This window comes from Methylobacterium sp. C33D (assembly GCF_053345825.1).
Window position 1 is genome coordinate 1 of record NZ_JBKFAV010000032.1, and the last position, 25,430, is coordinate 25,430.

Sequence of the window (25,430 nt, forward strand, 5' to 3'; positions counted from 1 at the left end):
GCTCCGGCCGCTCGCGCTCGGCCGGCGCGCCGGGACGCTCCTGCGGCGGCCGCTCGGGGCGCGGCCCGCCGTGCGGGGGCTCGCCGCCGCGCGGGCCGCGCTCGTCCGGTCCGCCCTGCGCCACCTGGATCCGGCCCGGCGCGGCATCGGCGAGCGGCACGAGCGTGAGAGCCGGCAGCACCGTGCCGGTGAGAAGGATCAGGCGGAGCAGGCGCATCGCGGTCTCGTCTCGGTTCAGGCCGAGCCGAACACCGGACGCCGCGATTGGTTCCGCGTCCCGGGACGCGGAGCCGGCCTCAGGGCGTGAGGCGCTGGGGCACCGCGATCACGTCGGGCGCGATGATGCGCACGGCAACGTGATCCGGCTTCGCCTCCGCGACCTTCGCGCCGTCGGCCGCGGCGGGATCGGCCTTCGCGTCGTCGCGCCCGGAGCTGGCGCCGCCCTTCGCGTCGACGCCCGCACGGCTCGCAGCGTCGGCGGCGAGCTCCGCCGCGGTCCGGTCGGCCCGGCCGACCAGGGTCAGGCGCACCTTCGGCCGGGACAGCGCCTCGGCCTGCATCGGCGTCACGAAGATGTCGCCCTTGTGCCGGACCAGCATGCTCTCGGCCTTCACGAGGGACTGCGCCCAGGACTTGCCCTCCGGCTTGCAGGAGCAGTTCGGAACGAATTCCTTGCGGAATTTGAAGGCGTTGGCGAGGTTCGCGTAGGCCCGGCTGCCCTTCACCGAGGCGGCGTGCTTCAGGGCATCGTCGCCGTACGGCATGGAATAGGCCTGCGCCTCGGTCCCGGGGCAGAGGGCCTGACACATCTCGTCGGCGCCGCCGCGGCCCTCGGGCAGGTTCTTCATCGGGAAGAAGCCGCCGTCGCAGGTCCGCACGCAGACCATCTGCGGGCCGCCCCGTCCGTAGGCCTCGCCGGAGCCGGCATAAGCCTCGCGTGGCGGACACGTGGAGGCGACCAAGCCCTGGAGCTCGCGCTTCCGGGCGCCGCTGTCGTCGATCACGGCGCCGCCGTAGGTGGCCTTGAGGGCGCGGATGCGCTGCTCCACGGCGCCGCACTGGGGCGGCCGCGTGTCGAAGAACAGGAACTTGCCGCCCTCGCAGTTGAGGCCGCGGAAGTAGGCTTCGAGGCGCCCGATCTCGTCGTTCAGGGCGCGAGTCGTGCTGGCGCCGCTCTGGAGCGAGGCCAGCTCCGCCCGGTAGCGCCGGCACTGCGGCGACGGCAGCTGCGGCGCCGGCCGCGCCTCGGCGGGCGGCGGGCCGGACGCGGCCTCCTGCGCGCTGGCAGAGGTGGCGAGCGGGTAGGACAATCCGAGGGCTATGGCCGCGCTCAGGACGAGGCGGCCGAGCGTACGGACGATCGGGCGGTGAGGCATAGGATGCATCGCGTTGATCGGGTGCGCGGCGATCCGGAGTATCCGGGCCCGCGCGCATCCGCGCTTCGGAACGGAAGCGCGGGCATTCTACGCCCCCTCGAAAGACCGCGACACCCCTCCTACATCCGGCCGGCAAGCGTGAGGGGGAATTGACCGGCGATGTTGTTTCGGAGTCTCACCTATGTTGGGCTTCTCGCACTGGGCCTGGCGGCGGCCAGCACGGCCTCGGCGCAGGAGCCGGACCGGATCTTCGACAAGTCGACGGTCTGGCGCCCGCTGACGCCCAACGACAAGCTCGTGGTCTACGGTGTCGACGATCCGGCTGTCTCGGGCGTGGCCTGCTGGTACACCCAGCCGGAGAAGGGCGGGATCAAGGGTACGCTGGGCCTGGCCGAGGATGTCTCGGACATCTCGCTGGCCTGCAGGCAGACCGGGCCGATCGCCTTCAAGGGCAAGCTCAGCCAGGGCGAGGTGGTCTTCAGCGAGCGCCGGTCGCTGATCTTCAAGTCGATGCAGATCGTCCGCGGCTGCGACGCCAAGCGCAACACGCTGATCTACATGGTCTACTCGGACAAGGTCATCCAGGGATCGCCGAAGAACTCGACCTCGGCGGTGCCGCTGGCGCCGTGGGGCACCGAACCGGCGCAGAAATGCGCCGACTTCATGAAGTGAGCGGCGCCCGCCGGGACGAGCGCACCGCGCGGCGTCCCGGCCACGGGCCGTCCGCGGCGGGCTCAGTCCTGACAGGTGATCCGGATCGGGCGCTCGGACGGCGCCGGGACCGGCTGGCTGATCGCGCCGGTGTACTCGTCGGCGGCGGCGACCCCGTAGGAGTTCGCGACGGCGTAGCCCTGCGCCTCGCACCACGCGTTGGCGACCACCTGGCCGCAGGCGCTGCCCGGCGTCGTCAGGCACTCGCCGACGCCGTAGCCGTCGCTCGACGGGATCAGGAACGTCTTCTCGACATGGGCCGGCGCCTTCGCGGGCGTCTCGCCGTCGGTGCCGGCCAGCGCGACGTGGGTCAGGCCCGCGCAGGCGAGAACGGTGGCGAGGGCGAGGGAACCGGCGGCCGAGCGTCGCATGGATTGTCCTTGGGCACAGGATCTGTGGCGTGAGGATCGTGGCCGGGACGGTCCGACGACGCGGTTAAGGAAGCCTTACCCGCATGGCGCGCAGGCCATCTCGAATTCCTCACGCTTTTGGGTTAGCCCCATCGTGCGGGCCGCGCCGTCGCCGCAATGCAACAGGGTGCTGTGCCGGGGCTGGCGGATCCGCCACGTTTCAGCCGCTCTTCGCCGCGCGGGGCCCTCAGGTCGTTGAAGGCAGGGCCGGATTTCCGGCCACGGCTCCGGGCCGGACGTCATCCCCGGCGTCGGAAAAGGAATGGGTTTCATGGCGCCGATGTTGCGGCTCTACAACACGCTGACCGGCGCCAAGGAAGCCTTCGCGCCGATCGACCCGCAGCACGTCCGCGTCTACGCCTGCGGCCCGACGGTCTACGACGCCGCCCATATCGGCAACGCCCGGCCGATCATCGTCTTCGACCTGCTGTTCCGCCTGCTGCGCCACCTCTACGGGCCGGATCACGTCACCTACGCCCGCAACGTCACGGACGTGGACGACAAGATCAACGCCCGGGCGGCCGAGCGCGGCATCAGCATCCGCGAACTGACCGACGGCACGCTGACGCAGTTCCACCGCGACGTGCGCGACCTCGGCGTGCTGATGCCGGAGGACGTGAACGTGGCGGGCGCGCGGCCCCGCTTCGTCGAACCCCGCGCCACCGACCACATCGCCGAGATGGCGACGATGATCGAGACGCTGGTCCGGGCCGGCCACGCCTACGTGGCGGCGGACCACGTGCTGTTCGACGTCCCCTCGATGCCGGATTACGGCGGCCTGTCGAAGCGGCCCCTCGACGAGATGGAGGCGGGCGCCCGGGTCGAGGTCGCCCCCTACAAGCGCTCGCCCCTCGACTTCGTCCTGTGGAAGCCCGCCAAGCCCGGCGAGCCGTCCTGGCCGTCGCCCGCCGGTATCGCCGTCGCCGGCCGCCCGGGCTGGCACATCGAGTGCTCGGCCATGTCGGCCAAGCATCTGGGCCGGACCTTCGACATCCACGCGGGCGGCATCGACCTGATCTTCCCGCACCACGAGAACGAGGTGGCGCAGTCCCGCTGCTGCTTCGGCACGCCGGTGATGGCCAACGTCTGGCTGCACAACGGCTTCCTCCAGGTCGAGGGGGAGAAGATGTCGAAGTCGCTCGGCAACTTCATCACCATCCGGGACGTGCTGAACGACTGGCCGGGCGAGGTCGTGCGCCTCACCATGCTCAAGACCCAGTACCGGCAGCCGATCGACTGGACCCTGCGCGGCCTGGAGGAGTCGGCCCGCGTGCTCGACCGCTGGTACAACGCCGCCGGCGACGACCCTGCCGCGCCCGACCTCCCCACCGGGGTCGTCGAGGCGCTCTGCGACGACCTCAACACGCCGGCGGCGATCAACGAGCTGCACCGGCTGAGCGGCGGGCCGGAGGCGCAGCCCGGGGCTCTGCGCGCCGGCGCGAACCTGCTGGGCTTCCTCGCGCGCACCCGCAGCGACCGCGAGCGGGATCAGGTCGCGGCGTCCGGGATCGACGTGGCGGCGGTCGAGGCGCTGATCGCCGAGCGCCGGGCGGCGCGGGCCGCCAAGGACTGGGCCGCCTCCGATCGGGCACGCGACGCCCTCGCGGCGATGGGCGTGACCGTGAAGGACAACAAGGACGGCACCACGACCTGGACGGTGGCGCGCTGATTGCTGAGCGGGCCGCCGACGGCAGGGACATGACGGCGGCCGCGTCCTCGCGCCCGCTTGCGCGGCACGGCGCGGGCGGCATCTGTGGTCCGGGGGCTCGCGGCGGAGATGAGCAGCACGTGACCAGCTTCGGGACTACCTTCGCGACCACCGGGGCGCGACGCGTCGCCGCCGCGTCGGCGCTCACCCTCGGTCTGGGCCTGTCGGGCCCGGCCGCCGCGATCGACGGCGGGTCGGCTGCCGGCCGGGACGCCCTGGCGCAGGCGACCGTGGCGATCGGCACGATCACCCGGCCCGAGGAGGCGCTGAACCTGACCCGCTGCACCGGCGTGCTGATCGCGCCGGATCTCGTGCTCACGGCAGCCCATTGCGTCAACGGTGATCCGCTGGGCGCGCTCGTGGTGTTCTTCAGGGGCAGCGAGCCGGCGCGGCCGGTCTACGGAGCGCGGGTCGCCGCCCGCTACAGTCCGGATCCGGGGGAGATGCTGCCGAACGAGGCCTCGGGCGTCAGCCTCTCCGATCTCTCCCTCGACCTGGCGGTCCTGCGCCTGACCGAGGCGGTGCGCGACCGGCGACCGGTCCCGCTGGCGGCGGATCCGGGCCGCGTCCCCAAGAGCCTGCGCATCGCCGGAGCCGGCCTCTCCGGCCGGACGGTCGGGCGCCTGCGCACCGCCACACTGACGCCGGTCGCTGCGAGCAGCACCGGGCTGACCATCGCCCGGGCCAACGGCGCCCGCGTCTGCTTCGGCGATTCCGGCGGCCCGGTCGTCGCCCAGGATCGCCGCGGCACCTACATCTGGGGCGTGGCCAGCGCGGTGATCAGCCGGGCCGCGCCCTGCGGCGGCTACGTGGTGATCGCGCCGGCCGCGCAGGTCTTCGCCGCCACCCGGACGCGGTGAGGGCTGGCGACACGCCTGGAACGCGAAAGCCCCGCGCGGCCGGACCGCGCGGGGCTTTTCACGAGTCGGCGCGACCGGCGGATCAGACCGCCATGCGCTCCTCGCCGTCCATCGGCTCGCGCAGCACGTAGCCGCGGCCCCAGACGGTCTCGATGTAGTTCTTGCCCTGGCTGGCGTTGGCGAGCTTCTTGCGCAGCTTGCAGATGAACACGTCGATGATCTTCAGCTCCGGCTCGTCCATGCCGCCGTAGAGATGGTTCAGGAACATCTCCTTGGTGAGCGTCGTGCCCTTCCGCAGCGAGAGGAGTTCCAGCATCTGGTACTCCTTGCCGGTGAGGTGCACCCGGGCGCCGCCGACCTCGACGGTCTTCTGGTCGAGGTTCACGATCAGGTCGCCGGTGGTGATGACCGACTGGGCGTGACCCTTCGAGCGGCGCACGATGGCGTGGATGCGCGCCACCAGCTCGTCCTTGTGGAACGGCTTGGTGAGGTAGTCGTCCGCGCCGAAGCCGAGGCCCTTCACCTTGTCCTCGATGCCGGCCATGCCGGACAGGATCAGGATCGGCGTCTTCACCTTCGCCACGCGCAGGGAGCGGAGCACCTCGTAGCCCGACATGTCGGGCAGATTCAGATCGAGGAGGATGATGTCGTAATCGTACAGCTTACCGAGATCGACACCCTCTTCCCCGAGGTCGGTGGTGTAGGTGTTGAAGTTCTCGGACTTGAGCATCAGCTCGATGCTCTGCGCGGTCGCGCTGTCGTCCTCGATCAAAAGTACCCGCATCGTCGGTCCCCAGCCCCGCCGGCCGCATCAGCGCGCAGACACGTCCCAGCCTTCGCCCGCCACCGGCCTGTGGACGGGCGCTCCGTCGCTCTTGACGTGGAACGCTATGGATTAATCGTTAACAAAACCTGATTCCTGCCCGCAAGCGTCTCGTACGAAGTTCCGCGAGCTTGACAGGAGAAACACCGTTCCCCCGGCCTCGCCCTCGGTCCCGATTCCGATCCGCTCCCGTCCAGGCCGCTCGCCCCCTTCGGCGTAAGTACTTCCTCCGTAACGATTCGATCCCCGGTGTTGTCCGTCGGACACACCGGTACGACTTCGTCGGGCGCGATTGTGGTCGCGACCCGGATCGAGCCGCTACGAGCCCGTGACCCGCAGTGTTAAGGAGGCCGGTAAACGAAGCGTTGAGAGCTAGGCCGATGACACAGGATCCGGCAAGATCCGTTGCTTCGCTCGCGTCGGCGCAGGCCGCGCTGGAGCGGATCGAGGTGCTGGAGACGTTCGGGCGGGTCGTGGCGATCCGCGGCCTGCTGGTCGAGGTCGCCGGACCTGTGGCCGCGATGCGACTCGGCGGCCGGGTCGACGTGGAGGGCGCCAATGGCCACGGGCTCGTCCCCTGCGAGGTCATCGGCTTCCAGGGTGATCGGGCCCTGGCGATGCCGTTCGGCTCGCTCGAGGGCGTGCGGCGCGGCTGCCCCGCCTATGTGCGCGACGAGTCGGCCGGCGCGATCCGGCCCTCCGGCGCGTGGCTCGGCCGGGTGATCGACGCCCTCGGGCGGCCGGTCGACGGGCTCGGACCCCTGGCGCAGGGCGGTGACGTCTATCCCCTGCGCGCGGATCCGCCCCCCGCCCATGCCCGCACCCGGGTCGGCGGCCCGCTGGATCTGGGTGTCCGGTGCATCAACACCTTCCTGACCATGTGCGCCGGCCAGCGGATGGGCATCTTCGCCGGGTCCGGCGTCGGCAAGTCGGTGCTGCTGTCGATGTTGGCCCGCTACACCGCCGCCGACGTGGCTGTGATCGGCCTCGTGGGCGAGCGCGGCCGCGAGGTGCAGGAATTTCTCCAGGACGATCTCGGCGCCGCCGGCCTCGCGCGCTCGGTTGTCGTGGTGGCGACCTCAGACGAGCCGGCCCTGATGCGCCGGAACGCGGCCTACGTGACCCTGTCGGTCGCCGAGCACTTCCGCGATCAGGGTGCCAAGGTCCTGTGCATGATCGACTCGATCACGCGCTTCGCCATGGCCCAGCGCGATATCGGTCTCGCCGCCGGCGAGCCGCCGACCGCCAAGGGTTACACGCCGACGGTCTTCTCGGAACTGCCCCGCCTGCTCGAGCGCGCCGGTCCCGGGGTGGGGCAGGGCACGATCTCGGCGCTGTTCACCGTCCTGGTCGAGGGCGACGACCACAACGAGCCCGTCGCCGACGCGGTGCGGGGCATCCTCGACGGGCACATCGTCATGGAGCGCGCGATCGCGGAGCGCGGCCGCTACCCGGCGATCAACGTGCTGCGCTCGGTCTCGCGCACCATGCCGCGCTCCTGCGATCCGGCCTTTCTCCCGGTGGTCCGGCGGGCACGGCGTATTCTGTCGACCTTCGCCGACATGGAGGAACTGATCCGGCTCGGCGCCTACCGGGCCGGCTCCTCGCAGGAAGTCGACGAGGCGGTCGCGCTCATGCCCGATCTTGAGGCTTTTCTGGGGCAGGGTAAGGAAGAAGCAACGTCCATCGGCGATGGTTACGCACGGCTCTCCCAGATCATCGGCGGGGCCTGAGCATCATGGGCCGGGGCGTTAACGCTTCGGCGCGATCATGGTGCACGTGGGGGATCCGGGCGGGTCTGCCTTGGGCAGGCTCGCACACAGGCTCGGTCCGGGCACGATCCCGGGCGCGGCCTCAAGCGTTGCGTGGAGTGAGCGTCCTGATGAAATCGCGTGACACGCTGATCCGCCTGCGCCGCTTCCAGGTCGACGAGAAGCGTCGGCGCGTGACCCAGATCGAGATGATGATGGCCGACTTCCAGCGCATGGCGGTGGAGCTCGATCGCGAGGTCGCCGTCGAGGAGGCCCGGGCCGGAATCACCGACGTCGGTCACTTCGCCTACCCGACCTACGCCCGTGCGGCGGCGACGCGCCGGGACAACATGATCCAGTCCGCCCAGGCGCTCGAGGGCCAGCTCGCCGAGGCGAAGGCCGAGCTGGGCGAGGCGTTCGAGGAGCTCAAGAAGGTCGAGATCCTGAACGACCGCGAGCGGACTGCCGAGCGCGCGGCCGAATCGGCCCGCGACCAGGCCGCCATGGACGGGATCGGCCTCAACCGCGCCCGGGGCTGACCCGGTCCGTCGGACCGCTCGGCCGGCTCCCGCGGCACGAAACCGTCACGATCACCTGACAAGGGGGATCGCGGCGGCGCGATGCCGCTTGCAGCGCGTCGCGTGCCGGCGCATCAGGGGCTCTCCCCAGGGCGTCGGTGTTCATGAAGAAGATCAGCGAGTTCATCTGGCCCTTGATCGGCCTCGCGGCCGTCGTGATATCGGGCTATTTCCTCTATCAGGAATTGAAGACGACCTCGCTCTCGGCGATCTGGGCTGCGATCCTCGCGATCCCACCGCACCGGATCCTGCTGGCGGCCCTCTCGACGCTCGTCGCCTACGCAGCGCTCGCCTGGTACGACCGGATCGCGCTGCTGCACCTGGGCGTGCGCCACATCTCGTGGCTCTTCGTCTCGCTCTGCTCGTTCACGACCTACGCGCTCTCGCACAACATCGGCGCCTCGGTCTTCTCGGGCGCGCTGGTCCGCTACCGCGCCTACACGGCCAAGGGCCTGACGGCGGCGCAGGTCGCCGTGCTGGTGGCGCTCTGCTCGTTCACGTTCTTCCTCGGGACCGTCCTCCTCGGCGGCTTCACGCTGGTGGTCGACCCACACCTGCTGACGCGGCTCGAGGGCAAGCTGCCGGGCTTCCTCACTGATCCCAAGACCGCGCTGGTCGTCGGCATCGGCATGCTGGGCTTCGTCGGCCTGTACGTGATCGGCTCGATCCTGCACCTGCGCCCGCTGCACATCCGGTCGTTCAAGCTGGAGTATCCCCGGCCCGGCATCATGGGGCGCCAGCTGCTGGCTGCGCCGCTGGAACTGCTGGGCGCGGCGGGCATCATCTACTTCGCCCTGCCGGAGGCGATGAACCCGGGCTTCATCCCGGTCCTGGCGATCTTCCTGGCCTCGTTCTCGGTGGCTCTGGCCTCGCACGCGCCCGGGGGTCTCGGCGTGTTCGAGATCGTTTTCATCACCGCGATGCACATCACCGACGAGGCGCAGAAGGACGCGATCATCGCAGCGGTGATCATCTTCCGGATCTTCTACTTCTGGCTCCCGGCCCTGGTCTCGGTGATCGTCGTGATCGCCTTCGAGCGCTCGCGGCTGGCCGCGGCGATCGGCTCAGCCGCGCACGGGCATAAGGCGGCCGCGGTGCCGGAACCGCCCGTCGTCGTTCCCGGCCTCGACGCCCACGAGATGGAGCGGGAGCTCAAGCAGAAGGCGATCTGAGAGGGCTGAAGGCATCCTCGACGATCGGCGCGACACCGTCGCGCCGGTCCCCCGACGCCGTACCGCACGCGCCCGGGATCGCGCCGCCGACCTTACGACGCGTGGGCGCCTGGATCGTCGGACGGGCCGCGTGGAGGGTGCGGCGGCGCGGGCGACGCCGTCCGTCGATCGTCAGATCGAGTTCACCGTCCGCAGCCGCGCCCGCGGGTGGATCTCGGCCTGGCTCATCACCGGCGTCTCGCGGCGGAATCGCTCGATGATCGAGCGCACGAACGGCCGCGTCTGGGCCGAGGTTACGAGCACCGGCATCTCGCCCTGGCGCGCCGCCGTCTCGAAGCGGTCGCGCACGGTGTTGACGAACTCGCTGAGCTTCGAGGGCTGCATCGCGAGGTAGCGCTCCTCCCGCTCGCCCACGATGGACTCCATGAACGCCTGCTCCCAGGCCGGCGACAGGGTGATGATCGGCAGCATGCCGTTCGGATCCTGGTACTGCGCGCAGATCTGTCGGCCGAGGCGCGCCCGGACGTGCTCGACCACGTCGCGGGGGTTCTTCACGGCACCCGCCACCTCGGCGACCGCCTCCACGATCGCCCCGAGATCGCGAATCGAGACCCGCTCGGCGAGCAGGAACTGCAGCACGCGCTGTATGCCGGTGGTGGAGATCTGTGACGGCACGATCTCCTTGAGCAGCTCGGCGTGCTCCTTGGGCAGCTCGCGGAGCAGCTTCGAGACCTCGACGTGGTTGAGGAGCTCGGAGACGTGGGCCTTGATGACCTCGGTGAGATGCGTCGAAACGACGGTAGCGGCATCGACCACCGTGTAGCCCTTGAGCTGAGCCTGGTCGCGCAGGGCCGCGTCGATCCAGGTCGCCGGCAGGCCGAAGGTCGGCTCCAGCATGTGCTGTCCGGGCAGCTGAACCTGACCGCCCATCGGGTCCATCGCCATGAACTGGCCCGGGAAGATCCGTCCGGTGCCCGCCTCGATCTCCTTGACCCGGACCACGTAGGCGTTGGCGTCGAGCTGGACGTTGTCGAGGATGCGCACCGACGGCATCACGAAGCCCAGCTCCGCGGCGAGCTGGCGGCGCAGGGCCTTGATCTGGTCGGTGAGCCGGTCCTGGCCCTCGCCGTTGACGAGGGCGAGGAGCGCGTAGCCCATCTCGAGCTTGAGGTCGTCGAGCTTCAGCAGGTCGGTGACCGTCTCCTCCTTGGCGGCGCCGGCCGCGGCGACCGCGGCGGCGTCCATCGGGGCGCCCTGGGCGTCGAGGGGCGGCGCCAGTTTGGCGTTCTTGTTGATGCGCCACGCCGCGTAGCCGGCCCCGCCGCCCAGCAGGACGAAGGGCAGCATCGGCATGCCCGGCAGGAGGGCGATCAGCAGCATCACCGCCGCCGACATGCCCAGCGCCTTGGGGTAGTGCGCGAGCTGCTTGCCGAGCGCCTTGTCGGCGGCGCCGCGCACGCCGGCCTTCGAGACCAGCAGGCCCGCCGCCGTCGACACGATCAGCGCCGGGACCTGACTCGCGAGGCCGTCGCCGATGGTCAGCAGGGTGTAGCTCTTGGCGGCCTCGCCGAAGCTCAGACCCTGCTGCGCCACACCGATGATGATGCCGCCGACCACGTTGATGAACGTGATCAGCAGGGCCGCCACCGCGTCGCCGCGCACGAATTTCGAGGCACCGTCCATGGCGCCGAAGAAGGAGGATTCCTCCTCGAGCGCCGCGCGCCGGGCCTTCGCGGCCTTCTCGTCGATCAGGCCGGCCGACAGGTCGGCGTCGATCGCCATCTGCTTGCCGGGCATCGCGTCGAGGGTGAAGCGGGCCGCCACCTCCGCGATGCGGCCCGAGCCCTTCGTGATCACCACGAAGTTCACGATGATCAGGATCGCGAACACGATGATCCCGATGACGAAGTTGCCGCCCATCACGAAGTGGCCGAAGGCCTCGATCACGTGCCCGGCCGCCGCTGTCCCCTCGTGGCCGTGCCCGAGGATCAGGCGCGTCGAGGCGAGGTTCAGGGCGAGCCGCAGCATCGTGGCGATGAGCAGCAGCGTCGGGAAGACGGTGAATTCCAGCGGGTTGTCGATCGACAGGCCGGTCATCATGATCAGCACCGACAGGATGATCGACACGGCGAGCAGCAGGTCGAGCAGGATCGCCGGCAGCGGGAAGATCAGGACCGCCAGGATCCCCAGTACGCCGGTGGCGAACAGCAGGTCGGACCGCTTCGACAGCGCCTGGAGGTCGCCGCGCGTCGGCAGGGTCAGCTGGCCGAGGACCGCCGCCGCCGCTCCCGTCTGTGCCGGCGCGCTCGCCGTCTCTGCCATCGATGCCATCCGCTGCCGTTCGCCCGGCGCCGACCCGGGACGTACCCGGCAAGATCTGCCGAGCGGATGGTTAGCGCGGCGTTAAGATGGGGCTGGCGGTGACGGGAACCCGGGCCGCCGCGATCGCTTGATCGGACGGTGAGAGCGTCGACCCGACCGAGCCCGCGTCCGGGCCGCCCGCCCCGTCGTCACGTCGCCGGGCCCAGGCCCGCCAATCCCGGGAGAGTTCGATGGCCCTGCGCGCCCTGACCGCCCTGTTCGACGATTACGATGCCGCCGCGGGTGCGGTGGACCGGCTGGAGGCCGCCGGTATCCCCCACGCCGACATCAGCATCATCGCGAATCGCGACGACCCCGGGGCCCCGCCGCCATCGGCCGGGACCGCCGTTTCCCGTCCAGTGGACGCCGCCGATTCCGCCGGCACCGGCGCCACGGTGGGGACGGTGCTGGGCGGCGGCGCCGGCCTGCTCGCGGGCCTGGGTCTCCTGGCGATACCGGGGCTCGGTCCGGTGGTGGCGGCGGGCTGGCTCGTCGCCACCGTGACGGGGGCCGGGGTGGGCGCCGCAGCGGGCGGCCTGATCGGCGGCCTGACGGCGGCGGGCCTCAGCGCCGACGAGGCCGAGACCTACGCCGAGGGCGTACGCCGGGGCGGCACTCTGGTGACGGTGCGCGCCGACGAATCCCGGGCCGAGCGCGTCCTGTCCATCCTCGACCACGCGGGGTCGATCGATCTCGACGAGCGCGCCGAGGGCTGGCGGGCGCAGGGCTGGACCGGCGGCACGATCGGCCCGGCGGCCGGAGAGCGGAGTGCCGGGCCCGGCCGCTGAGGATCGCGAGTCGTCCCGGGTGAGTCCCGGCTGCGGTCGTCAGGCCATCATCTTCCGGGCGAACATCGCGGCGCCGAACAGGACGCCCGCCCCCGCGGTGATGAGCCCGATCATCAGGAGCCGCCGCGGCTCGGTGGAGGATTCCGCCTTCACCGGCTCGACGATCGGGCTGAAGAACTCGATCTGCCGGGCCGCGATGATGCGCGCGCGCTCGTGGGCGGTCAGCACCTGCTGATAGTATTTCTCGGCGTTCTTGCGGTCGTTCTCCAGGACCTCGAATTTGGTCAACGCGTCCGAGAGCAGGCGCTTCTGCTCCGGATCCTGGCTGGCGGATTGCCGCTCGATCCGGGCGATGTTGTCGTCGAGGTCCTTGATCTGCTGCTTGATGTCGATGATCCGGCGCGCGTCGGGCCCGAGGTCACGCTGCCCGATCGCGAGCTGGAGCGCGAGGTTGATCCGCGAGGCCCGCATCTCGGCGATCATCTTGACGTTGATGTCGTTGGTCTTCTGCGCGTCGAGCACACCCTCGCGGTTGCGCAGGTCGCGGGTCGCGAGGCGGATCTTGGTCATGCGCTCCTCGGCGAGCCGCAGCTCCCGGGTGCTCTCGGCGACTGCATCCTCGCGCGATTTGACGCTGAGGTCGTTCACCTTGCGCTCGGCCTCCTTCATGACGGCCCTGCCGATGGCGAGGGATTCCTGGGGATCGAAGGCCTCGACCTCCACCGACAGGATGCCGGATCCGGCCTCGACCTCGATGTCGACGCGCCGCTTCCAGTAGCGGACGAACTTCTCGATCGGCTTCTCCGGATCGAATCGCGAGAAGTAATCGATGGACTCGTTGCTGAACCACTGGCGCAGCGGCAACTGCGCCTCGAGGAGCTCCAGCATCGGCCGGCTCAGGATGAACTCGCGCGTGATCAGCGTGTCCTGCGCCACCATCTGGCTCGCCATGCCGGAATTCGACCCGCCGGTGTCCGAGGACGTCTTATCGGCCGAGCCGATGGCGGGCCGGATCGCGAACCGCGCCTCGGTGACGTAGCGGTCCGACGCGATCAGGCCGTAATAGACCGCTCCGGCGAGCGTCGGCAGCAGGAAGCAGACGACGAACAGGATGGGAATCCAGGGATCGTTCTTGGCGTCGGCCTGGTAGGACCGGATGCCCTTCTTGCGATCGGCGAAGCGCGACATGCGCGCGATCTGCCGCAGCGACTCGCTGACAGCCTGCTGGCGGTCCGCGGGCGTGACCGGCTGCCCCTCGGCCTTCCGGATCTCCATGTTCATGGTCTGATTCCCGGCCTCCCCGGCCTCGAAGGTCGATCCGTCACCGGGATCCCGACCGCGCCGCACGCGGCGCCGCGATCGTCTCTCGCACGGCGAGGCGGCAAAAGCATGTCGTCGCGGTCCGGCCGCTGCCGGGCCGGTCAGGCGTTGAGGCGCCTGTACACCTCGATGGCGTCGTTCACGTCCTCGTAGATGATCGCACGACCGTTCAGCAGGACCAGCCCCTGCGTGCACCACTGGCGGATCGTCTCCATGGAGTGCGAGACCATGATGATGTCGGCGTTCTTCCGGCGCTGCGAGAACACCTCGTCGCAGCGTTTCGAGAACCGCGCGTCGCCGACCGAGGTGATCTCGTCGATCAGGTAGCAGTCGAACGGGATCGCCATACTCATGCCGAAGGCGAGTCGCGCGCCCATGCCCGACGAGTACGTGTAGATCGGAACGTCGAGGTAGCTTCCGAGCTCCGAGAAGTCCTCGACGAAGTCGAGCACCTTGCGCGGATCCTCGCCGTAGATGCGCGCCACGAACGTGACGTTGTCGCGCCCGGTCATCTTGGGGTGGAAGCCGCCGGCGAAGCCGAGGGGCCAGGAGACCCGGAGGCCGCGGTGGATCCGGCCGCGCGTCGCGTCCTCGGTGCCGGCGATCAGCCGCATCGTGGTCGACTTTCCTGCGCCGTTGATGCCGAGGATGCCGTAGGACACGCCCGGCTTCAGGGTGAACGACACCTGCTCCAGGATAGTCCGCCGGTGACCTTCCGTGCGGTAGACCTTGCTGACTTTCTCGAAACGGATCACCGAGATGGTCTCCAGGGCGGTGTGCCGAACCGCCGGTCCGAGCTGTCTGACGACGACCTCCTGCTCGCCGAAAGCGGCAAATCTGAGAAGGACATGGCCGCCTCGCTGGGCTGCCCGGCCACGGACGGGCGGCGCTCGCTCGGAGTCCGGTCCGATCCGGATCGGGATCGCGGGCTTGAAGAAAAGTTCCACCTGTCACCCCGCCGGTTGACGCCATTCTCCATTTGGCATACCAAATACCAACCGAAGAGGGCGGGTGACGGCCCTTCAAGGATGCGGGACAGGAATTTTAACGCCGCTCCCGCGCGTGACGTTCAGGAAGGGCCGCCCCATGACAAGGCGCCGGACTGCCGCGACCCGACACTCATCCGCGCCGCAGGCCGGGTGGCGCCCATGACCGAGACCGGGCCGACGCTGGCCGCGCCCGGTTCCTCCGCAACCCACGGACTGGCCGAGGCGATCGGCGACGCCGTGGTGGTGTCCGATCCGGAGGGCGCCATCACGGTCTGGAACCCGGCCGCGGAGCGCATCTTCGGCTTCACCGCCGCCGAGGCGCTCGGCCAGACGCTCGATCTGATCACGCCCGAGCGGCACCGTCGGCGCCACTGGGACGGCTACGCCAAGACCATGCGCACCGGCGTCACCCGCTACGGGGCGGAGACCCTGAGGGTGCCGGCGCTCCACAAGGACGGCCGCCAGCTCTCCATCGCCTTCACGGTGGGGATGGTGCGGGACGCCTCAGACCACGTGACCGGGATCGTCGCCGTGATCCGTGACGAGACCGAGCGCTGGGCCGAGGAGAAGCGCCTGCGCCAGCGCGTCGCCGAACTCGAAGCTTCCTCGGATCCGACCCGCCGGGCGCCTTGAGCCCGCCGGACGATCCGAAGGTTCCGATCACCAAACCGCACAGGGAGAACGCCCAATGAGCAAGCCGCTGGAAGGCATCAAGATCATCGACTTCACGCACGTCCAGGCCGGCCCGGCCTGCACGCAGCTGCTCGCTTGGTTCGGCGCCGACGTGATCAAGGTCGAGCGTCCGGGCGCCGGCGACGTCACGCGCACCCAGCTGCGCCACGTCGAGGACGCGGACGCGCTCTACTTCACGATGCTGAACTCCAACAAGCGCTCGCTCACCCTCGACACCAAGACTCAGGCCGGCAAGGAAGTCCTCGAGAAGCTCATCCAGGATTCCGACGTCATGGTCGAGAATTTCGGTCCCGGCGCCCTCGACCGGATGGGCTTCTCCTGGGCCCGCATCCAGGAGCTGAACCCGGGCATGATCCTCGCCTCGGTGAAGGGCTTCTCGGACGGTCACCACTACGAGGACCTGAAGGTCTACGAGAACGTCGCCCAGTGCGCGGGCGGTGCCGCCTCGACCACGGGCTTCTGGGACGGGCCGCCCACCGTCAGCGCCGCCGCGCTCGGCGATTCCAACACCGGCATGCACCTCGCCATCGGCATCCTCACGGCGCTTCACCAGAAGAACAAGACCGGCAAGGGCCAGAAGGTCGCCGTGTCGATGCAGGACTCGGTGATCAACCTCTGCCGCGTGAAACTGCGCGACCAGCAGCGCCTCGACGCCCTCGGCTACCTCGAGGAGTACCCGCAGTATCCCCACGGCGAGTTCTCGGACGTGGTGCCGCGGGGCGGCAACGCGGGCGGCGGCGGCCAGCCGGGCTGGGTGCTGAAGTGCAAGGGCTGGGAGACCGACCCGAACGCCTACATCTACTTCACGATCCAGGGCCATGCCTGGGCGCCGATCTGCAAGGCGCTCGGCAAGGAGGAGTGGATCAGCGATCCGGGCTACAACACCCCCCGCGCCCGCCAGGACAAGATCTTCGACATCTTCAAGACGATCGAGGAGTGGCTCGCCGACAAGACCAAGTTCGAGGCGGTCGACATCCTGCGCACCTACGACATCCCCTGCGCGCCGGTTCTGTCAATGAAGGAGATCGCCGAGGACAAGTCCCTGCGCGAGAGCGGCACCGTCGTCGAGGTGGCGCACCCGAAGCTCGGCAAGTACCTGACCGTCGGCAGCCCGATCAAGTTCTCCGACATGCAGGTCGAGGTGAAGGCGTCGCCGCTGCTGGGCGAGCACACCGATGAGGTGCTCGCAGACCTGGGCTACACCCAGGAGCAGATCCGGGCGATGCACGAGGCCCGCGCGGTCTGATAGAGACCGCCCCACCTCAGCGTTCCTGAGACAGGACGGCGCTCCCGGGCGCCGTCCTTTTCATGTGTGAGCCCCGGACCCGATGCGCGCGTTCCTCAGCCGGTTCCTGCCGGAGCTGACCCCGGTCAGCAAGCGCGAGCGCCTGCGCTCCGCCGCCGGTGCCCTCGTGGGCATCCTCGCGACCGGCTTCGTCTGCCGTGCCTCCGTCCCGGCCGAGGCGCTGCCGGTGCTGATCGCCCCGATGGGCGCCTCGGCGGTGCTCCTCTTCGCCGTGCCGGCGAGCCCCCTGGCGCAGCCCTGGTCGATCCTCGGCGGCAACATCGTGGCGGCGCTCGTGGGCGTCACGGCGGCGGCCTGGATCGGCGACCCGTTCGTGGCGGCGTCCTGCGCCATCGGGGTGGCGATCGCTCTGATGATGGCCCTGCGCTGCCTGCACCCGCCGAGCGGGGCCGTGGCGCTGACGGCGGTCCTCGGCGGCCCGGCGATCCGGGAGCTGGGCTACGGCTTCGTGCTCTGGCCGGTAGCCGCCAACTCGCTGCTGCTGCTGACCACCGCCCTGCTGTTCAACAACCTCACCGGGCGCACCTATCCGCACCTGCGCCCGGCCGGGCCCCGGACGGCCGATCCGCCCTCGGAAGCCCGCGTCGGCTTCCGGGCCTCGGACCTCGACGCCGCGCTGGAGGATTTCGACCAGCTGCTCGACGTCGACCGGAGCGACCTGGAGCAGATCCTGCGGCGCGTGCAGATGCGGGTCTACGGGCGCCGCTCGGGCCCGATCACCTGCGCGGCGATCATGTCGCGCGACGTGATCGCCGTGGCGCCGGACGCGCCGCTCGCCGAGGCCATGCGGCTGCTGCGCCGTCACCGGATCAAGGCGCTTCCGGTCACCGACGAGGGCGCCCGCATCCTCGGAATCGTGACGCAGACCGATCTCCTCGACAAGGCCGCCTGGGACCGGAGCGGGCCGCGCCTCGGCCTCGGCCGCCGCCTGCGCCTCACCGCCGAGCGCGGGCGTGCCCCCCACGGTTGCGCGGCCGACATCATGAGCGCGGTCGAGCCGGTCGGTCCCGACACGCCCGTGGCCGCGCTGGTGCCGCGGATGTCGGAGGCGGGCCTTCACCACCTTCCGGTGGTCGACGCCGACGGCCGCCTGGTCGGGATCGTCTCGCAGACCGACCTGATCCCGGCGCTCCTGTCCGAGGCCGACGCGCCCGAGGCGCCGATCCGCGCCCGCGCGCCGTCCCGGGCCGCCCTGGCCTGAGCCTCAGGTGCCGTCGGGCGGATCCGTCAGGAAGAACGCGACCGCCTGCGCCACCACGTCCGGCTGGTGGGCGTGCGGGCCGTCATACTCGACGTAGGTGACCGGATAGCCGGCCTCGCGCAGGGCCGGCACGTGGACCCGGGCGCTCCGGTCGATCGGGATCTGCTCGTCCTGCGTCCCGTGCGACAGGAAGATGCGCGGCGCGCCGACCTGCATGTGTACCGACAGGAACCCGGCCGACGAGACGATCAGGTGGCGCGCCACGTCGCCGTTCGCGAGCCCCAGGGAGAGGGTGTAGCTGCCGCCGTCCGAGTGGCCCGCGAAGCAGAGGCGCTGCGGATCGAGCAGGAACCGGTCGGCGACGTGCGCCAGCGCCGCTGCGACGCGTTCCCGGTCGGGCCCGTGGCCGGCGATGACGACGTCCCAGGTCGGGAACAGGGATTGCGGTGCGAGGAGCAGGAAGCGCTCGGACCGGGCGTGCGCCTCCAGCATCGGCAGGATGCGCTCGGCGCTGCCGCCGCCGCCGTGGAACAGCACCACGAGCGGGCAGGGGCGGCGCGGATCGAGCCCGTCGGGGACGACCAGCACCGCGTCGCGCTCGGCGAAGAGGCCGAGGTCGTGCCGGCCCGGGGGGAGGGGCTCCTCGGTCGGGAGCCGGTGGCGGAAGTGCAGGCGGCCGGCGAGGTCGGGGTCGATCATGGATGCACCGTCACCGAACGGATGACGGATGCGGCGCCGTCACGGCGAGCGCGGCGAAGCCGTCCACGCGCTCGGCGCGGAACTGGACCGCGCCGCCGTTCTCGCTAAGGCAGAGCGTCGGGCTCGACACGCGAGCCCGGCTTCGATGGTGTGGTGTCAGAGATCCCGCGAGGGACTCGGCCTCACTTCTTCTTCTTGATCCCGCTCTGCGGGTTCAGGCTGCCGATGTTGCCGCTCTCGCTGCCGGCGGCCGGGTCGATGACGGCGTTGACCAGGGCCGGGCGGCCCGAGTTCATCGCCTCGTTGACCGCGCGGGTCAGCTCGTCCGGCGTGGTGACGTGGTAGCCGACGCCGCCGAAGGCCTCCATCATCTTGTCGTAGCGGGAATCCGGCACAAACACTGTGGTGGCGGGGTCGCGGCCGGTCGGGTCCGTGTCGGTGCCGCGGTAGATGCCGTTGTTGTTGAACACCACGATGCAGACCGGCAGGCCGTACCGGCAGATCGTCTCGACCTCCATGCCGGAGAAGCCGAAGGCGCTGTCACCCTCCACGCAGAGCACCGGCTTGCCGGTCTCGACGGCGGCCGCGACGGCGAAGCCCATGCCGATGCCCATGATGCCCCAGGTGCCGACGTCCAGGCGCTTGCGCGGCTGGTACATGTCGATGATGCCCCGGGCGAGGTCGAGGGTGTTGGCGCCCTCGTTGACCAGGATCGCGTCCGGCCGCTCCTTGACGATGGTGCGCAGCGCGCCGAGCGCGGCGTGGAAGTTCATGGGCGCGGCGTTGCTCATGAGCTTGGGCGCCATCTTGGCGACGTTCGCCTCGCGCTTGCTCTTGAGCGTCTCGATCCAGTCGGACGGGGGCTGCTGCCAGCCCTTGCCCATGCCGTCGAGCAGCGCCTGCACGCAGGAGGCGATATCGCCGACCACCGGGGCGACGATCTCGACGTTCGAGTCCATCTCGCGGGGCTCGATGTCGATCTGGATGAACTTGGTCGAGCCCGGCTCGCCCCAGCTCTTGCCTTTGCCGTGCGACAGCAGCCAGTTCAGCCGGGCGCCGACCAGCAGCACCACGTCCGAGTCCTTCAGCGCCGTGGAGCGCGCCGCGCCGGCCGAGAGCGGGTGGGTGTCGGGCAGGAGGCCCTTGGCCATGCTCATCGGCACGTAGGGGATGCCGCTGGTCTCGACCAGCGAACGGATGGCGGCGTCGGCCTGGGCGTAGGCGGCGCCCTTGCCGAGCACGATCAGCGGCCGCTTGGCGGATTTCAGGACCTCCAGCGCCCGGGCGATCGCCTCGGGGGCGGGGTGCTGGGCCGGCGCCGGATCGATCACCTTGACCAGCGACTTCTGGCCGGCCTCGGCGTCCATCACTTGGGAGAACAGCTTGGCGGGCAGGTCGAGGTAGACGCCGCCCGGCCGGCCCGAGCAGGCGGCGCGGATGGCGCGGGCGACGCCGATGCCGATATCGGCGGCGTGCAGGACGCGGAAGGCCGCCTTGCACAGGGGCTTGGCGATGGCGAGCTGGTCCATCTCCTCGTAGTCGCCCTGCTGCAGGTCGACGATCTCGCGCTCGGAGGAGCCCGAGATCAGGATCATCGGGAAGCAGTTGGTGGTGGCGTTGGCGAGCGCCGTCAGGCCGTTCAGGAAGCCCGGGGCCGAGACGGTGAGGCAGATGCCCGGCTTCTGGGTGAGGAAGCCCGCGATCGCCGCGGCGTTGCCGGCGTGCTGCTCGTGGCGGAACGAGATCACCCGCATCCCCTCGGCCTGGGCCATGCGGCCGAGGTCGGTGATCGGGATCCCCGGGACACCGTAGATCGTCTCGATGCCGTTGAGCTTGAGCGCGTCGATGACGAGGTGGAAGCCGTCGGTCAGCTCGGGCTCTGCCTCGACCTCGGGGGCGGTGTGGACGATCTTGGCGACTGCGGTCATCACGGTTTCTCCCGGAGGATCGGTGTGTACGGGCGGCTCTCGGCGCCGGCTGGCTGGGGGATCCCCCGCGCTCCCGAACAGGGGGCGGGCGGGGGATCCGTGACGGTCGGACGTCGCTCGCGCGACGTCGTGGGGCGGGGGCCGGTCAGGCCGCCCGGATCGGCTGGGCGCCGAGCGCCGCGGGCTGCTCCTCCGTGGCGAGGTAGCGGGCCCGCATCGGGCGCAGGACGAACATCGCCATCGCCGCCGCCGTCACGTTGAGGATGATGATCAGCGTGAACACCGCTGACCAGCCGTAGGCCGCCGACAGGATGCTGGCGAAGGGGACGAGGAAGGCCGCGGTGCCCTTGGCGGTGTAGAGCAGGCCGGCGTTGCTGGCCGCGTACTTGGAGCCGAACGTATCGCCGCAGGTCGCCGGGAACAGCGAGTAGATCTCGCCGAAGACCCCGAAATACACCGCGGTGGCCAGCACGAAGACCATAGGGGTGTGCCCGTAGGTCAGCAGCACGATCACCGCCAGAGCCGCCGTCGAGAAGGCGATGAACATCGTGTTCTCGCGGCCGATGTTGTCGGAGACGTAGCCGAAGAACGGTCGCCCGAACCCGTCGAAGATCCGGTCGAGCGAGATCGCCAGCGTCAGGGCCGCCATCTGGAGGCCGAACAGGCTCACCGGCACGCCGGCTACCTGGAAGTCGTGGGCGATCGGGGCGATCTGCGCCGCCGCCATCAGGCCGCCGGAGGCGACCATCACGAACATGGCGTACATCACCCAGAAGACCGGGGTGCGCACCGCCTCGCGGGGGCTGCGGTCGACCTTGGTCTGCGGCAGGCGGGTGCTCTTGCGCTGGACCGGCGTGTTGGTCGACGGCTTGCGCAGCAGGAAGGCGAGCGCGAGGACCACGACACCCTGACCGATGCCGAAGTACAGGAAGGCGTCCTGGTAGCCGCTCGACGCGATCATGCGGGCGATCGGCACCACCGTGATGGCGGCACCCGCGCCGAAGCCGGCCGCGGTGGCACCGGCGGCGAGGCCGCGGCGGTGCGGGAACCACTTGAGCGCGTTGCCCACGCAGGTGCCGTAGACCGAGCCCGCCCCGATGCCGGCGATGACGGCGCCGAGATAGAGCATCGCCAAGCTGTCGGCGTAGGCGTTGATCGTCCAGGCGAGGGCGATCATCACGCCGCCGAAGGCGACCACGATCTTCGGACCGTAGCGGTCGACGAACCACGCCTCGACCGGGACCAGCCAGGTCTCGGTGGCGACGAACAGCGTGAAGGCGAGCTGGATCGCCGCGCGACCCCAATGATAGCGCTGGTCGATGGGGTCGACGAACAATGTCCAACCGTATTGAAGGTTGGCGATCATGGCCATGCAGATCACGCCGAAGGCGAGCTGCCACCATTTCGCCGACGGCGAATCCTGGCGTTCCATCCCTGAGCCTCTCTCTTGGGCGGCGCGGCCTTGCTATGGCGGCGTCTCTCATGCACCGACGATCATGCACATCCGTTCTAGGTATGCAATATACCAGCGTGAGACGGACGGGATGAACTGTCAGGGCGGCGATATTATTCCGTTTGCCCCGCTGCAGGAATCGGGCCCCACGCGCCGAGCGTCGGCGCGTCCGCCGGGTGCAGGGTCTCCTCCAGGATGGGGATCGGGCCCGGATCGCTCGGGAAGCCGATGACCGCGCAGGCGGCCTCCCAGTCCGGGCCCGCCTTCACCGCCGCGAGGGTGTCCGGATCCAGCGCGATGATGCGTCCGCGGTCGAGTCGCAGGATCGCGCGTCCGGTCTCGGCCTGAACAAATCGGACGGTGGTCATCCGGCGCAGGCAGTCCCGCAGGAAGGTGGTGTTGGCGGCTGCCGAGAGGTCGGCGCCCTCGAACACCGCCTCGGGGCCGCGGGCGAAGATGTCGACCTTCCGGAAGCGGTCGATGTCGATCAGCCCCTTCACGTCGAGGATGTTGAGGATGCCGTCCGCCCAGAAGGCGATCGTGCGCGGGCGCTCGCCCAGCGGCACGCTGTTGTCGAGGAACTCGCAGACCACCTGCTTGTCGCGGGCGAGCGCCCAGTTGAAGAACAGGCGCGGCATCCCGGTATAGGCCTCGACGTTGTGGGCCAGCAGGTCCTCCACGGCCTTGTAGCGGCCGAACAGTTCGCCGCGCTTCCAGGCCCGCTCCACGGTGTCGGCCGGAGGCGTGACCATGAACTGCATGTAGACCCGGTCTCCGAACCGGGTGAGCAGCTGGCCGCCGCCGTCCGAGCCGGCCTCGGCCTGGAAGCTGTCGAACCGGAACCGGTCGATCAGCAGGTTGGAGATCCGCCGCTCCGCCGCCTTGCGGGTGACGTAGCGGTCGAGCTTCATGTCGATGATCTCGACCTCGTAGCCGGTCAGCGTCCCGGCATAGCGCGAGGCCTCGCCCAGGCTGTCATAGTCGAGGAGGTACTTGCGCCAGACATCCGGGGTGATCACCGCGAAGTCCGACCACGCCATGCCCAGGCGCCTGGCGAGGCCGAGCTGGTAGGGACGTATCGTGCTCTTCCCGGACGCCGAGGCGCCCTTCACGTTCATCACCACCGGATGATCCTGCGGCGCCAGCCGCCGGTAGCGCTGCGCCTCCACGACCGCGTCGATCCAGGGCTCGATCTGCTCGCCGATGCGGCGGCTGCCGTAGCCGTTCGAGACGAGCGTCCCCGCGATCGTCCGCAGCAGGGCCGCGTCGCGGATGACGGTGTTCTGCCGGGCGATCAGGCCTGACACGACGGCGCGCAGGGCCTCGCAGGCGGCGATCTCCAGGGCGTCGCCGGCCTCGGCGGCGCGCCGCTGCCAGGTTTCGAGGTGGCGCAGGGCGCGGGTCGGAAGATCCTCGCGCGGGGCCTCGATGATCGCGGGCCGCCGCCCGAGGAGCCGGTCGAACCAGCGCGGCTCCGGCGGCGGCGGGGCCGGCCGCTCGTCCAGGATCGCGGCGACCTCGCGGGCGAGCACCGTGTCGGCCTCGGCGCGGAGGCCCGCGAGGGCGGCTTCGATCTCGCCGAGGCGGGGCTCGATTCCCTCGCGCAGGATCGTCGCGACGATGGCCCGGAAGTTCACGCCGAGATCGGCGTAGACCGCGCCGACCGGCACGGACAGGTCCGACATGACCCGGATCAGGACCTCGTGGACGACGAGGCGGCCGGCCCGGAACCGCGTGAGCTGGCGGGCAGGGAGCCCGCAGAGATCGCTCAGGTCCAGGGCGTCGCGGAGCGGCGTCTCGACGTGTTCCGGCCTGTAGACGGTGACCAGAGGCAGGAACGCGGACGGCAGATCGGACCGGACGCCCGGGTTCCAGGGACCGACGGGGATGTCGGGAGCGAGGATCGCGGCGTCCGTCACGCGGGCGTCCGCCGCGTCGCGGATCGGTCGTTCCGGTCGGATCGCCTCGCGCCGCGGGAACGCACGGCGGTGCCGGAAGCGTCCGGCGACCGCGCGGCCGGCCGCAGACCCAGGTCGAGGCCTGCGCGCTCCGGCAGATCGGGGCGGGGCCGGCACGGGCGCCTGCCGGGTCCCGGAGGCAGGCCCGGCCGTCCCGACGCCGGTCGCGCCGCCGCGGCCGGGCGAAGAGCCCTAGAAGATCTTCTGGAACCAGCCATGGGCGTCATTGGAATTGCCCCGCTGGATGTCCACCAGCAGGCTGCGCAGCCGCTGGGCCACGGGGCCGGCCTTGCCGGTCCCGATGGTGAAGCTCTCCTCCCGGCCCTTCACGGTGCCGATCGGCGTGATCACCGCGGCGGTGCCGCAGGCGAAGGCCTCGGTGAGGCGACCCTCCCGCACGTCGGCGCGCCACGCGTCGATCGTGTAGGGCTCCTCCTTCACGGTCAGGCCGGCCTCCTGGGCCAGGGTGATCACCGAGTCGCGGGTGATGCCGGGCAGGATGCTGTCCGAGAGCGGCGGCGTCACCAGCGTACCGTCCTCGAACACGAAGAACACGTTCATGCCGCCGAGCTCCTCGACGTAGCGGCGCTCGGCCGCGTCCAGGAACACCACCTGCTCGCAGCCCTGGGACGCCGCTTCCGACTGCGCCGCGAGGCTCGCCGCGTAGTTGCCGCCGCACTTGGCCGCGCCCGTGCCGCCCGGGGCGGCGCGGGTGAAGTGCTCCGAGACCCACACGGTGACGGTCCCGGTCGGGTCCTTGAAGTACGAGCCGACCGCCGAGGCGATCGTCACGAACAGGTATTCCGAGGCCGGCTTGACCCCGAGGAAGGCCTCGCTGGCGATCATGAACGGGCGCAGGTAGAGGCTGCCGTCCGGCGTGTCGGGGATCCAGGCGCGGTCGATCTCGACGAGCCTGCGCATCGCCTCCACGAAGGCGTCCTCGGGGAACGGCGCCATCGCCATGCGCTCGGCCGAGCGGCGGAAGCGGAGGGCGTTGGCCTCGGGCCGGAACAGGGCCGCGCCGCCGTCGGCGGTGCGGTAGGCCTTCAGACCCTCGAAGATCTCCTGCGCGTAGTGCAGGACCGCGGCGGCGGGATCCAGCGGGATGGCCTCGCGGGCCTGGATCCGCGCGTCGTGCCAGCCGCGGCCGGCCGTGTACCGCGCCACCACCATGTGGTCCGTGAACACCTTGCCGAAGCCTGGATTCGCCATCAGCGCGGCCCGCTCCTCGGCGGTCCGCGGCGCGGGATGACTTTGGATCTCGAACGTCAGGTCGCTCACGGTGTGGTCCTCATCGACTGAGGCCCTTATGGCGCGCTCCGGCGCGCGAATCTACGGAGCCGGC

The 25,430-nt window shown here is 70.4% G+C and carries 21 protein-coding genes and 1 pseudogene; 10 read left to right on the forward strand and 12 right to left on the reverse strand.

What is annotated here, in order from left to right; all coding sequences use genetic code 11:
* Together ACLBXO_RS22905 and ACLBXO_RS22910 are read right to left on the reverse strand one after the other, a co-directional pair.
* Positions 1-217, reverse strand: a pseudogene (locus ACLBXO_RS22905) (OmpA family protein); the annotation flags it as partial.
* A gap of 79 nt (positions 218-296) precedes the next feature.
* On the reverse strand, positions 297-1,376 hold the full coding sequence (locus ACLBXO_RS22910) for a DUF2865 domain-containing protein (protein ID WP_331313038.1): 1,080 nt from the start codon (positions 1,374-1,376) through the stop codon (positions 297-299).
* Between the two features lie 159 nt (positions 1,377-1,535).
* Here ACLBXO_RS22910 and ACLBXO_RS22915 point away from each other — a divergent pair, with 159 nt between their 5' ends.
* The gene (locus ACLBXO_RS22915) at positions 1,536-2,048 is read left to right on the forward strand and encodes a CreA family protein (RefSeq protein WP_447686798.1); all 513 of its coding nucleotides are present in this window, start codon (positions 1,536-1,538) and stop codon (positions 2,046-2,048) included.
* A gap of 62 nt (positions 2,049-2,110) precedes the next feature.
* On the opposite strand, the gene ACLBXO_RS22920 is transcribed toward ACLBXO_RS22915, so the two are convergent.
* Positions 2,111-2,458, reverse strand: a complete 348-nt coding sequence (locus ACLBXO_RS22920) for a hypothetical protein (protein ID WP_331313040.1) — start codon at positions 2,456-2,458, stop codon at positions 2,111-2,113.
* Between the two features lie 310 nt (positions 2,459-2,768).
* On the opposite strand from ACLBXO_RS22920, the gene cysS reads away from it, so the two are divergent.
* Together cysS and ACLBXO_RS22930 are read left to right on the forward strand one after the other, a co-directional pair.
* Positions 2,769-4,166: a cysteine--tRNA ligase gene (gene cysS, locus ACLBXO_RS22925; protein WP_447686799.1), complete on the forward strand. Its 1,398-nt coding sequence runs from the start codon at positions 2,769-2,771 to the stop codon at positions 4,164-4,166.
* Positions 4,167-4,285: 119 nt separating this feature from the next.
* The gene (locus ACLBXO_RS22930; protein ID WP_447686800.1) at positions 4,286-5,065 is read left to right on the forward strand and encodes a trypsin-like serine protease; all 780 of its coding nucleotides are present in this window, start codon (positions 4,286-4,288) and stop codon (positions 5,063-5,065) included.
* An 82-nt stretch (positions 5,066-5,147) separates the two neighbouring features.
* Here ACLBXO_RS22930 and ctrA read toward each other — a convergent pair whose 3' ends face one another.
* The gene (gene ctrA, locus ACLBXO_RS22935; RefSeq protein ID WP_010683835.1) at positions 5,148-5,849 is read right to left on the reverse strand and encodes a response regulator transcription factor CtrA; all 702 of its coding nucleotides are present in this window, start codon (positions 5,847-5,849) and stop codon (positions 5,148-5,150) included.
* A gap of 419 nt (positions 5,850-6,268) precedes the next feature.
* Between ctrA and fliI the strand changes: the two genes are divergently transcribed.
* The 3 genes from fliI to ACLBXO_RS22950 all read left to right on the forward strand — a co-directional run bounded on the left by fliI (position 6,269) and on the right by ACLBXO_RS22950 (position 9,389).
* Entirely contained in the window at positions 6,269-7,621 is a 1,353-nt protein-coding gene (fliI, locus tag ACLBXO_RS22940; RefSeq protein ID WP_331313043.1) for a flagellar protein export ATPase FliI, read from the forward strand.
* A 149-nt stretch (positions 7,622-7,770) separates the two neighbouring features.
* The gene (fliJ, locus tag ACLBXO_RS22945) at positions 7,771-8,178 is read left to right on the forward strand and encodes a flagellar export protein FliJ (RefSeq protein ID WP_012322462.1); all 408 of its coding nucleotides are present in this window, start codon (positions 7,771-7,773) and stop codon (positions 8,176-8,178) included.
* A gap of 143 nt (positions 8,179-8,321) precedes the next feature.
* Complete coding sequence (locus tag ACLBXO_RS22950) at positions 8,322-9,389, forward strand: lysylphosphatidylglycerol synthase domain-containing protein (RefSeq protein ID WP_331313044.1); 1,068 nt, start codon at positions 8,322-8,324, stop codon at positions 9,387-9,389.
* Positions 9,390-9,560: 171 nt separating this feature from the next.
* Here ACLBXO_RS22950 and flhA read toward each other — a convergent pair whose 3' ends face one another.
* Positions 9,561-11,711, reverse strand: a complete 2,151-nt coding sequence (gene flhA / locus ACLBXO_RS22955) for a flagellar biosynthesis protein FlhA (RefSeq protein WP_331313045.1) — start codon at positions 11,709-11,711, stop codon at positions 9,561-9,563.
* A 230-nt stretch (positions 11,712-11,941) separates the two neighbouring features.
* Here flhA and ACLBXO_RS22960 point away from each other — a divergent pair, with 230 nt between their 5' ends.
* Positions 11,942-12,538 carry a hypothetical protein gene (locus ACLBXO_RS22960; RefSeq protein WP_447686801.1) on the forward strand — a complete coding sequence of 199 codons (597 nt, stop codon included), beginning with the start codon at positions 11,942-11,944 and terminating at the stop codon, positions 12,536-12,538.
* A 39-nt stretch (positions 12,539-12,577) separates the two neighbouring features.
* Here the strand turns inward: ACLBXO_RS22960 and ACLBXO_RS22965 are convergent, their stop codons facing one another.
* Together ACLBXO_RS22965 and ACLBXO_RS22970 are read right to left on the reverse strand one after the other, a co-directional pair.
* Entirely contained in the window at positions 12,578-13,819 is a 1,242-nt protein-coding gene (locus ACLBXO_RS22965; protein WP_447686802.1) for a capsule biosynthesis protein, read from the reverse strand.
* Positions 13,820-13,959: 140 nt separating this feature from the next.
* A complete protein-coding gene (locus ACLBXO_RS22970) occupies positions 13,960-14,613 on the reverse strand; it encodes an ABC transporter ATP-binding protein (protein ID WP_012322467.1) in 654 nt (217 codons plus the stop codon).
* A gap of 393 nt (positions 14,614-15,006) precedes the next feature.
* Between ACLBXO_RS22970 and ACLBXO_RS22975 the strand changes: the two genes are divergently transcribed.
* The 3 genes from ACLBXO_RS22975 to ACLBXO_RS22985 all read left to right on the forward strand — a co-directional run bounded on the left by ACLBXO_RS22975 (position 15,007) and on the right by ACLBXO_RS22985 (position 18,047).
* A complete protein-coding gene (locus ACLBXO_RS22975; RefSeq protein WP_331313145.1) occupies positions 15,007-15,480 on the forward strand; it encodes a PAS domain-containing protein in 474 nt (157 codons plus the stop codon).
* Between the two features lie 55 nt (positions 15,481-15,535).
* On the forward strand, positions 15,536-16,786 hold the full coding sequence (gene frc, locus ACLBXO_RS22980; RefSeq protein WP_331313049.1) for a formyl-CoA transferase: 1,251 nt from the start codon (positions 15,536-15,538) through the stop codon (positions 16,784-16,786).
* An 82-nt stretch (positions 16,787-16,868) separates the two neighbouring features.
* Positions 16,869-18,047: an HPP family protein gene (locus tag ACLBXO_RS22985; RefSeq protein ID WP_447686803.1), complete on the forward strand. Its 1,179-nt coding sequence runs from the start codon at positions 16,869-16,871 to the stop codon at positions 18,045-18,047.
* 3 nt (positions 18,048-18,050) lie between these two features.
* Here the strand turns inward: ACLBXO_RS22985 and ACLBXO_RS22990 are convergent, their stop codons facing one another.
* The 5 genes from ACLBXO_RS22990 to ACLBXO_RS23010 all read right to left on the reverse strand — a co-directional run bounded on the left by ACLBXO_RS22990 (position 18,051) and on the right by ACLBXO_RS23010 (position 25,366).
* Positions 18,051-18,746 carry an alpha/beta hydrolase gene (locus ACLBXO_RS22990; protein ID WP_447686804.1) on the reverse strand — a complete coding sequence of 232 codons (696 nt, stop codon included), beginning with the start codon at positions 18,744-18,746 and terminating at the stop codon, positions 18,051-18,053.
* A 182-nt stretch (positions 18,747-18,928) separates the two neighbouring features.
* Entirely contained in the window at positions 18,929-20,674 is a 1,746-nt protein-coding gene (gene oxc, locus ACLBXO_RS22995; protein ID WP_331313052.1) for an oxalyl-CoA decarboxylase, read from the reverse strand.
* A 145-nt stretch (positions 20,675-20,819) separates the two neighbouring features.
* The gene (gene oxlT, locus ACLBXO_RS23000; RefSeq protein WP_331313053.1) at positions 20,820-22,106 is read right to left on the reverse strand and encodes an oxalate/formate MFS antiporter; all 1,287 of its coding nucleotides are present in this window, start codon (positions 22,104-22,106) and stop codon (positions 20,820-20,822) included.
* 134 nt (positions 22,107-22,240) lie between these two features.
* A complete protein-coding gene (locus tag ACLBXO_RS23005) occupies positions 22,241-24,046 on the reverse strand; it encodes a hypothetical protein (RefSeq protein ID WP_447686805.1) in 1,806 nt (601 codons plus the stop codon).
* A 231-nt stretch (positions 24,047-24,277) separates the two neighbouring features.
* Complete coding sequence (locus ACLBXO_RS23010) at positions 24,278-25,366, reverse strand: branched-chain amino acid aminotransferase (RefSeq protein ID WP_331313055.1); 1,089 nt, start codon at positions 25,364-25,366, stop codon at positions 24,278-24,280.
* Positions 25,367-25,430: the final 64 nt, after the last annotated feature.

Coding starts and splice junctions, on each gene's coding strand:
- ACLBXO_RS22965 (WP_447686802.1), bottom strand. CDS start 13,819: ATGAACATGGAGATCCGGAAGGCCGAGGGGCAGCCGGTCACGCCCGCG.
- ACLBXO_RS22985 (WP_447686803.1), top strand. CDS start 16,869: ATGCGCGCGTTCCTCAGCCGGTTCCTGCCGGAGCTGACCCCGGTCAGC.
- ACLBXO_RS22975 (WP_331313145.1), top strand. CDS start 15,007: ATGACCGAGACCGGGCCGACGCTGGCCGCGCCCGGTTCCTCCGCAACC.
- frc (WP_331313049.1), top strand. CDS start 15,536: ATGAGCAAGCCGCTGGAAGGCATCAAGATCATCGACTTCACGCACGTC.
- oxc (WP_331313052.1), bottom strand. CDS start 20,674: ATGACCGCAGTCGCCAAGATCGTCCACACCGCCCCCGAGGTCGAGGCA.
- cysS (WP_447686799.1), top strand. CDS start 2,769: ATGGCGCCGATGTTGCGGCTCTACAACACGCTGACCGGCGCCAAGGAA.
- oxlT (WP_331313053.1), bottom strand. CDS start 22,106: ATGGAACGCCAGGATTCGCCGTCGGCGAAATGGTGGCAGCTCGCCTTC.
- ctrA (WP_010683835.1), bottom strand. CDS start 5,849: ATGCGGGTACTTTTGATCGAGGACGACAGCGCGACCGCGCAGAGCATC.
- ACLBXO_RS22920 (WP_331313040.1), bottom strand. CDS start 2,458: ATGCGACGCTCGGCCGCCGGTTCCCTCGCCCTCGCCACCGTTCTCGCC.
- ACLBXO_RS22915 (WP_447686798.1), top strand. CDS start 1,536: ATGTTGTTTCGGAGTCTCACCTATGTTGGGCTTCTCGCACTGGGCCTG.
- ACLBXO_RS22960 (WP_447686801.1), top strand. CDS start 11,942: ATGGCCCTGCGCGCCCTGACCGCCCTGTTCGACGATTACGATGCCGCC.
- ACLBXO_RS22950 (WP_331313044.1), top strand. CDS start 8,322: ATGAAGAAGATCAGCGAGTTCATCTGGCCCTTGATCGGCCTCGCGGCC.
- fliJ (WP_012322462.1), top strand. CDS start 7,771: ATGAAATCGCGTGACACGCTGATCCGCCTGCGCCGCTTCCAGGTCGAC.
- fliI (WP_331313043.1), top strand. CDS start 6,269: ATGACACAGGATCCGGCAAGATCCGTTGCTTCGCTCGCGTCGGCGCAG.
- flhA (WP_331313045.1), bottom strand. CDS start 11,711: ATGGCAGAGACGGCGAGCGCGCCGGCACAGACGGGAGCGGCGGCGGCG.
- ACLBXO_RS22910 (WP_331313038.1), bottom strand. CDS start 1,376: ATGCCTCACCGCCCGATCGTCCGTACGCTCGGCCGCCTCGTCCTGAGC.
- ACLBXO_RS22990 (WP_447686804.1), bottom strand. CDS start 18,746: ATGATCGACCCCGACCTCGCCGGCCGCCTGCACTTCCGCCACCGGCTC.